The 5268-nt window shown below is 55.8% G+C and carries 8 protein-coding genes; 3 read left to right on the forward strand and 5 right to left on the reverse strand.

What is annotated here, in order from left to right:
• On the reverse strand, nt 1-509 hold a 509-nt coding region (erm, locus tag HMPREF2807_RS03790; RefSeq protein WP_070510618.1), incomplete at its 3' end, for a 23S ribosomal RNA methyltransferase Erm.
• Nucleotides 510-608: 99 nt separating this feature from the next.
• Entirely contained in the window at nt 609-674 is a 66-nt protein-coding gene (locus HMPREF2807_RS14345) for an erythromycin resistance leader peptide (RefSeq protein WP_071569110.1), read from the reverse strand.
• 535 nt (nt 675-1209) lie between these two features.
• Here HMPREF2807_RS14345 and HMPREF2807_RS14350 point away from each other — a divergent pair.
• The 3 genes from HMPREF2807_RS14350 to HMPREF2807_RS14360 all read left to right on the forward strand — a co-directional run bounded on the left by HMPREF2807_RS14350 (nt 1210) and on the right by HMPREF2807_RS14360 (nt 1979).
• A complete protein-coding gene (locus HMPREF2807_RS14350) occupies nt 1210-1434 on the forward strand; it encodes an IS3 family transposase (RefSeq protein ID WP_158014579.1) in 225 nt (74 codons plus the stop codon).
• Between the two features lie 71 nt (nt 1435-1505).
• A complete protein-coding gene (locus HMPREF2807_RS14355) occupies nt 1506-1670 on the forward strand; it encodes a DDE-type integrase/transposase/recombinase (RefSeq protein WP_232755639.1) in 165 nt (54 codons plus the stop codon).
• A 126-nt stretch (nt 1671-1796) separates the two neighbouring features.
• A complete protein-coding gene (locus HMPREF2807_RS14360) occupies nt 1797-1979 on the forward strand; it encodes an integrase core domain-containing protein (RefSeq protein WP_369816136.1) in 183 nt (60 codons plus the stop codon).
• 28 nt (nt 1980-2007) lie between these two features.
• On the opposite strand, the gene HMPREF2807_RS03795 is transcribed toward HMPREF2807_RS14360, so the two are convergent.
• From HMPREF2807_RS03795 to HMPREF2807_RS03805, 3 genes are read right to left on the reverse strand one after another with little or no spacing between them, the layout of a single operon-like run.
• The gene (locus HMPREF2807_RS03795) at nt 2008-2778 is read right to left on the reverse strand and encodes an ABC transporter ATP-binding protein (RefSeq protein WP_070455647.1); all 771 of its coding nucleotides are present in this window, start codon (nt 2776-2778) and stop codon (nt 2008-2010) included.
• A 43-nt stretch (nt 2779-2821) separates the two neighbouring features.
• The gene (locus tag HMPREF2807_RS03800; protein WP_049156286.1) at nt 2822-3901 is read right to left on the reverse strand and encodes a FecCD family ABC transporter permease; all 1080 of its coding nucleotides are present in this window, start codon (nt 3899-3901) and stop codon (nt 2822-2824) included.
• Between the two features lie 41 nt (nt 3902-3942).
• On the reverse strand, nt 3943-5100 hold the full coding sequence (locus HMPREF2807_RS03805) for an ABC transporter substrate-binding protein (protein WP_049156259.1): 1158 nt from the start codon (nt 5098-5100) through the stop codon (nt 3943-3945).
• Nucleotides 5101-5268 lie beyond the last annotated feature (168 nt).

A 5268-nucleotide genomic window follows, 5' to 3' on the forward strand; every position in this document is an offset into this window, starting at 1 on the left:
TTTGGCTGTGGCCGGAAAGCAGACCTTGGTACCCGAGAACCCAGGTGAAATGTGAACCATGGGGACCACTGAGCCGTCATCATCGTGCTTGCGCCTACCCCGGCCCGGCGGCGAGCGACTTCCCACTGCATGAGGAGTACAGCGTCAGTCCATGCCGGCGCATGCAACAACTTTCGAAGAATGGCAGTGGTGAGGTGAAAGGGAATGTTTCCCACAATGACGCAGGGAGTGGCGGGTAACCGGAAGTTAAGGAAATCATCATGGACCACTTCGACCGCCGCCGAGGAGGTTTCTTGTGTGATTTTGGCAGCTAGTTTTGCGTCCACTTCAACTGCCGTTATCGCCCTCCCCAAGTGGGCCATCGGGTGAGTGAGGGCACCGCTTCCTGGCCCGATCTCAATGATGGGGCCGGAGGTTTGTTTCACAAGATCGACGATGGAGTTGATGATCTTGTGGTCTGTGAGAAAATTTTGGCCATGCTCGTGACGGCCGTATCCGTATGCAGACATCAGGTGTGCTCCTTGGAGTTGAAACGGAGCCGGGCATGACAAATAGCCGCCCGGCTAAAGGACCGGAGCGGTTTTTAACCTACGGGGTAGGAAACCGCCTTAGCGGTTGGTGCGCAACCGCAAGAAAGCGGTACCTGAAATCAACATGGGTCTAATTATATCCATTTAAATTCGCGGGTGTGAAGTGTCCCAGGTTTTGTTCCGTTTGAGTAGATGGGAAAATCTGGAATATGCCAAGAAAATTTGACCAGGATGCAAAGGACCGTGTGGTCCGTCTTGTGGAGGACCGCATCTTGGCGGAAAATATGTCGATGCATCCCGCGTGCTAGGCAGTAGCCCCAAAGCTGGGGGTGTCATGGCACACGGCTCGTCTATGGACTTAAGCCTGCTCGTCGTGCGGGAAACATCCCAGAACCTGTTCCTGAAGATTTGGCTACCGAAAATGCCAGGCTACGCCGCGAAAATCAAGAGCTTCGAGATACCAACGAGTTGCTGAAGGCTGCGTCAGCTTTTTCGCCTCACGACCAGGCCCCAAACGTTAAGAAATGATCCGGTTCATCGATAAATACCGGAATCATTTCTCTGTCGAGTTCATCTGCACCGGAGTTGAAGATTAACCGGGCTGGTGGGTTTATCACCTCGCGTGGTTATCGCCAGTCCAAAGCCCGTGGGCTTAAGTGCTCGTCGCCTTCGTGACGCTGTGCTGATTGAACGCATTGGTGCCATTCATCGGGATAATTACGGTGTCTACGGCGTGCGGACAATGTGGCATGCGCTTGACCGTGACGGAATCGACATCGGTCGTGAGCAAACCGCCCGGCTGATGCGCCTAGCTGGTGTTTCTGGCACAGGCACAGGCGGATCACCAATCACAACCCGTACACCTCAACAGGCCGGATCTGCGCCCGGATTTGGTCGAGCGTGAGTTCAAAGCCCAAGGCCTTAAACAAGCTGTGGGTGGCCGACATTACCTACGTGCGTACGAAGAAGGGTTTTGTGTACACCGCGTTTGTCACTGACGTTTACTCCCGGCGGATCGTCGGATGGGCATTATCGGACTCGATGCGCACCGAGGTATTACCGCTGCAAGCACTCAACCAAGCGATTGTGAGCGCGAAGGAAACAACAGGCCTTATTCACCATTCGGATCACGGCTTATAGTACGTCAGCGTTGTCTACAACCAGCGTCTCGCCCAGCACGGGATTGCCGCTTCCACTGGGACCGTCGGTGACTGAAATGACAATGCTCTAGCTGAAAACGTTAACGGCTCTTACAAGAATGAGCTCATCCATACTCGCAGGTGGAATGATGTTGTCGAGGTAGAAATCGCGACGTTCGAGTGGGTGTCATGGTGGAACGAGGTAAGGCTCCACCAAAGCCTGGGATATCGAACCCCAGCCGAGGTGGAAACCGAATTGTGGAAGAAGAACCCGCAACAGGGAATAATAGAAATCAAGGAACATGCCTAGGAACAAAACTCGGGGCACTTCAAGCCCCTTATATGGCTCTGGATGTGGTGATTGCTGCAGAACCGTCATCAGTAAGGGTGACTTTTCCATCTACGCGGTAGACTTCACGCAACATTTTTGCGGTTAACACGTCCTTAGCTGCTCCGTGTGCGTATACAGTGCCCGCGTGGAGTACCGCAATGCGGTGAGCGAAGCGCGCTGCTTGTGAAAGATCGTGCATCGAAACCACGACCGCCGCGGGTGCTTCAGCTGCATAGGCGCGAATATGCTCCATGAGGATGAGCTGATTTCTTAGGTCAAGAGCGCTGGTTGGCTCGTCCAGTAGTAATGCCTGCGGCCGGCATACGATGGCCTGGGCGAAGCTTACTAATTGACGCTGGCCGCCGGAGAGCTGGGACATTGTTCGGGATTCTAGGTCTTCTAGCCCCAGCCGCGTGAGGACCGAGCTGACTCGGTCCTGTGTGGATGTGGCTACCCGTAGTCCGCTGAATCCCGTCCGGGAATGCTGGAGTGCCAGAAGTACCGATTCGAATACGGTAAGGGTGCTTTCCGGCGGGGGATCCTGTGGCAAATATACTGCCTCGGGCCCAGTGACGTCGCCGCTGAATCGGCATAGGTTAGCCATGCAGCGCAGCAAAGTCGACTTACCAGCGCCATTAGGGCCGACGAGGGCGGTGACGGTTCCAGCTTCGATCTTTGGGAGACATACGTCATTCAGTATCTGTTCGTCTCCATGGGAAAAGCACAGGTTATCTACCCGGAGTGTGGGTTCTGGCGGAACCGTGGGCGGTTGTTCCACGAGGGGTCCTTTCTGGGGCAGGAAGTACTGGGAGAGGCGATCATTAGGTTGAGGAGACAGTTCGGGGGCGGCGTCGCAAAACAATGAGGACGACGAACACGGGAACGCCCACAATCGCGGTGATGATGCCGACAGGCAGAATCGCCCCAGGCTGGATCAGCTTGGATACCACTGAGGCTGAGGTCAGCAAAAGCGCACCTGAGATGATGGACGTGGTGAGGAAGAAGCGTTGGTCCTCACCAACGAGCATCCTGGCGATATGTGGGCCGACGAGTCCGATGAAACCAATTGTCCCGGCCATCGAAACGGCAGTTGCCGCCATAAGGGAGACTCCCACCAGCGTGTACGTGCGCAGCTTTGGGATATTGATACCCATGGACCTAGCGCGGTCGTCGCCCATTCGAAACGCGGTCAGCGTCCACGCATTGCGGTAGAAGTAAGCAATTCCGATTAGTGAGATGACCGCGAGAAGGCCGATCTGAGGCCACGTAGCGCGCGTAAGGCTGCCCAAGGTCCAGAAAACCACCTGCTCTAATTGGGTCTGCGAGGCGAGGTACTGCATTAGCGCTAGTAGAGCATCGAAGAGGAACACGATGGCTATGCCCAGCAGAATCATTCCCTCGGTACCAGAGCTCTTTGACCGAGAGAATAGGACGATCACCGCACAGGCCGCGAGGGCGAAGACCCAAGCACTGCCCGCCATTCCCAGCGCTGCCCCGATTCCCGCCGCGGTGAATCCTGAGACGGTGGCAAAGGCTGCGCCAAAGCTCGCAGCGGCGGAAATGCCCAGCGTATAGGGCTCTGCCAAGGGGTTATCCAAGATGGTTTGCATCTCTGCGCCGGCAGCAGCGAGGGTGCCACCGATGAGCACCGCTGTGACGGTCATAGGCAGACGTATATCAAAGATGATCTGCCAGTCAATTGGGCGGGAATCGCTGGGGTGAAAGAGCACGTAGAGCGCCTCATTTGCGTTCAAACTGCTGCCGATGAGGAAATCTATGGCAATGGTGACGCATAGCAGGGCCGTAAGCCCTGCGATGATCGCTACCTTTCGCCTGCTAGCTGTTCGGTACCAGTTTGACCGGGGGCGTTGCCGTTGCGGGGTAGAGTTTTGGTCGTCCACCTCGCTTCCGGTGGCAATTGATTGCGCTCGTGCTCCGTGGCTCATGGCAAACCAGTCCAGAAGGTGCCGCTAGCCTCCACAGGGAGGAATTTTTCATGTAGTTCTTCCAAATCGGCCTGCGGGTCGACATCGGAAAACAGGTCGGGGTGCATGGCTTTGGCAAACCACTCGATGGCTAGGTAGTTGTATGGGGAGTCGTAGAAGTGATGCCACGCAGCGTAGGCCCGCTTGTTCTTGACCGCCCGCATTTCCTTAAGGACAGGTTGCCCGTCAACAACGCGTTGGAAGTCTTTGGCTGCCTGTTCGGTGGACTCGTCGTAGCCCAGGGGTACAAAGCCATTCTTCTTTGGCTGCTGCTTGGCGCCGGTCCAGTCTGCGCCGGTGGCGATGATGACGTCTGGGTCTTTTTCAGCTAGCGCCTCGGGAGAGACTTGCCCCTGCTTGGCGTCGATCATATCGTCGCCCACGTTTTCGCCACCCGCTGCGTTAACAATTTGGGCTAGGTTGGACTTAGCGAAGGTAGAGCAGCAGTCGAAGTAGCCGGGAGCTCGCCAGAGGAAGGTCGGTGTGGGGGTGGCCTTGGCTTTTTCTAGGCGCTCCTGAACCATGTTCACCTTGGACTCATAGAACTCGGCATACTCTTCCGCTTCCTTCTCGTGGCCGAGTACCTTGCCGAGCAAGCGCACGCTCGGTGCGGTGTTCTTCACCGGGTCGGTAAAGTAATCGACGGTAACCGTGGGGATTCCGGCCTTTTCTAGACCGTCTACGATGCCAGCATCCTGGGCGGCTTCGAAGCTGCTTGCGGAGACAATGAAGACATCTGGACGGGAATTCAAAGCTTGCTCAACGGACATCGAGCCGTCGTAAACTTCACCAGTTTGCTCAATATCTTCGATCTCTGAGAATTTCTGTTCGTACTTCTTGTACGTGCCAGGGTCGTTCTGCTCCAGGTCATCTGGCCAGGCAACGATGCCCTGGAGCGGGTTTTCTTTGTTGAGGATGGATGTCGTGTAAAGCATCCGTTGCCCGCCCATGAGGACCCGATCGACGTTCTTCGGGACCTCGACTTCGCGCCCGAGAATGTCGGTGATCTGTTGCTTTTCTCCGTCATCTGCGGTCTGTTGTTCATCGTTAGTGCTGCAGGCAGCGGTCATAAGGAGGGCAGTGGCGGTGACGGCTGAGGCGACTACGCGGGCCATTCGGTGGTGAGGGGCGCGTGGGGTTTTAAAACCGCGAGCCCTAGTTGTCGTGAGGGACAAGGCAATCCTTTCTTCCAAGTGGATCTATTAGGTTAGCCATACCTTTGTTTATCTACAATGGGTGATGAAACTTTTACCCATTACGTTGTTAGCAGTTCCGCTTGAAGG

It is taken from the genome of Corynebacterium sp. HMSC074A09, assembly GCF_001811545.1.
In the GTDB taxonomy this organism is placed as follows: Bacteria; Actinomycetota; Actinomycetes; order Mycobacteriales; family Mycobacteriaceae; genus Corynebacterium; species Corynebacterium hiratae.